This is a genomic window from Microseira wollei NIES-4236 (assembly GCF_020521235.1).
GTDB classification, from domain to species: Bacteria; Cyanobacteriota; Cyanobacteriia; order Cyanobacteriales; family Aerosakkonemataceae; genus Microseira; species Microseira wollei.
Window position 1 is genome coordinate 1 of the sequence record NZ_BLAY01000488.1, and the last position, 769, is coordinate 769.

At 41.1% G+C, this 769-nt stretch carries 1 protein-coding gene; it reads right to left on the reverse strand.

Going from position 1 to position 769, the window contains the following annotated elements; translation table 11 throughout:
- Positions 1-543: 543 nt before the first annotated feature.
- The coding region (locus MiSe_RS49420; protein WP_226594937.1) for a hypothetical protein at positions 544-769 on the reverse strand (226 nt) is incomplete at its 5' end.

The window sequence follows — 769 nt, forward strand, 5'->3', positions numbered from 1 at the left end:
TTGGGCGATCTTTTACTCTACTCTGCCTAGCAATAATAATATATGACAAAATTGCTGAAAGCTTTACGTATAAATAGTTTTCAGCACTTTTGTCAATTTAGGTCGATTGTAACACAGCTGATGCCATCATGGCAAGACTATGTCTTGAGCCCAGGCCAGATTACAGCTAGTATCTCTGCGTCTATCTGGCAGCGCTGTTGTTTGAGCCAAATCCCAGCACCGATGATAGCGGGGGCGAGGGTGTCACAGAAGTATCCTCGCCCCCTATGCCCCCCTGAACGGCAACCAGCAAGCTTTTCACGCAGAACTTTTGAGACAGATGTGTAAGTCCTGACTAAAAAATCTGCCAATTTGGCAATCCAAAGGATTTGCACTCTATAAAATTAGCTATGTAAATGAAAAATCTAGCTGGCAACAAGTCTTTTAACTACTGAACCAGAGATGTAGCCGAATTCTTTTTATTCATAAAAAACAACTAGATTCTCAGGCAAAAGCCTAGAGTGGGCTTCATTCATTTGCATTTGGTGTAATGAATGAAGTTTTTTATTGGCAAAAAACCAGGCGAATCATGTCATGAGAAATTTCCGAGTCATCAATCAGAATCTGCCAAAATGGCAACAACGCTGTGATTAGTCTGGTTAGATTAAATACAGAAAACAAAACGTTGCCACAAGCAACTAACTTACAACCAGGAGCAAAGCAATGATTATTAATGACCTGAACTATTTGGAAGATGCCACCCAAGAAATCGTTGGTGGTCGTGGCACCA